This is a genomic window from Mesorhizobium sp. M7D.F.Ca.US.004.03.1.1, from assembly GCF_003998635.1.
Classification (GTDB): Bacteria; Pseudomonadota; Alphaproteobacteria; order Rhizobiales; family Rhizobiaceae; genus Mesorhizobium; species Mesorhizobium loti.
Genome location: NZ_RZQG01001227.1, coordinates 1 through 1443, shown reverse-complemented (window position 1 = coordinate 1443; position 1443 = coordinate 1). Strand labels below are relative to the sequence as shown.

The following is a 1443-nucleotide window of genomic DNA, read 5'->3' as shown; positions in this document are numbered from 1 at the left end:
CGGCCAGCCAGACCGCAGAAGCAATCAAGGCAGCTGGCGGGACCGCGCTCGCACTTGCGTGGGATTTAGCTGACCTGTCGGTGATAGAGGCCAGGATTGCCAAGATAGAACAGACACTCGGTTCGATCGACGTGCTGGTCAACAATACGGGCGGTCCGCCGCCTACCCCTGCAGCCGGACAGGATCCCGAAGTTTGGGAGAAGCATTTCAAGGCAATGGTGCTCTCCGTCATCGCAATTACCGACCGCGTGCTGCCCGGCATGCGGGTGCGCAAATGGGGAAGGATCGTCACATCGGCCTCGTCAGGCGTCGTCGCGCCGATCGCCAACCTCGGAATCTCCAACGCACTTCGACTTTCGCTGGTCGGCTGGTCAAAAACACTGGCGCGCGAGGTCGGGCCCGACGGCATCACCGCCAACATCGTCCTGCCCGGACGCATTGCAACACCGCGCATAACATTTCTCGACGAGCAGAAAGCCAAACGTGAAAGCAGGCCGGTCGCCGAGGTGACGAAGGAGAGCACGGACTCAATTCCGCTGCAGCGTTACGGTCGACCACAGGAATATGCCGATGTGGTGACGTTCCTTGCCAGCGATCGCGCATCCTACGTCAGCGGCTCGGTCATTCGCATCGACGGCGGCATGATCCAGAGCATTTGACTCTGGCTAGGCAGCGCGGGCCGGCCCCGCCCTCACCCGCTGTCGATACGCCACGATGAGGCTAGTCTCGCCGCTGATCACCGTCGTGCTCACGCCCAGCACTTCCAACCCTGTGGCGACGCCGCCGGGTACACGATCGTTTCAGACCGAAAAGCGTCTCATGACGCTGCCTCTTCGGGGGTTACGTGCAACAGTGCATTGCGCTCGATAAAGTTGTTGAGAAACTGTCGGAGGCGCGGATGCTCGCGGTTTCGGAAGACCTCGACAGGTGGTCCCTGCACCACCAGCCTGCCGTGATCAAGGAACACGACTCTATCGGCCACCTGCGCTGCGAACCCCATTTCGTGCGTCACGACAACCATGGTCATGCCGTCATTGGCAAGGCTCTTCATGGTTTGCAGAACCTCACCCACGAGCTCGGGATCGAGGGCCGACGTAGGCTCATCAAAGAGCATGATATGCGGCTCGCCGGCCAGCGCGCGGGCAATTGCAACACGCTGCTGTTGCCCGCCCGACAAACGCGACGGATACGAATTTGCATACGCGGCAAGACCGACGCGATCGAGCATGGCCTTAGCTCGCGCCTTCGCGTCCGGCTTCGACATGGAGCGGGCCAGAACCAGCGGCATGGCAACATTGGCCAGCGCTGTCAGATGGGGCCAGAGGTTGAATTGCTGGAAGACGAAGCCGAGGTTGCGACGGGTCGTGGCGACTTCGCGCACCGAGGCCGGCCGGCGCGCACCGTCGATGTCCTTATAGCCGAGCAGCGCTCCCTCTATACGGA

The 1443-nt window shown here is 61.7% G+C and carries 2 protein-coding genes; one reads left to right on the top strand and one right to left on the bottom strand.

The annotated features are described in order from the left end of the window. A partial coding sequence (locus EN935_RS35835) for an SDR family oxidoreductase (RefSeq protein ID WP_127374218.1) occupies positions 1 to 659 on the top strand: 659 nt, incomplete at its 5' end. Positions 660 to 817: 158 nt separating this feature from the next. On the opposite strand, the gene EN935_RS35830 is transcribed toward EN935_RS35835, so the two are convergent. Continuing rightward, positions 818 to 1443 (bottom strand): amino acid ABC transporter ATP-binding protein (locus EN935_RS35830; protein WP_164771677.1); only part of this gene is annotated, 626 nt, incomplete at its 5' end.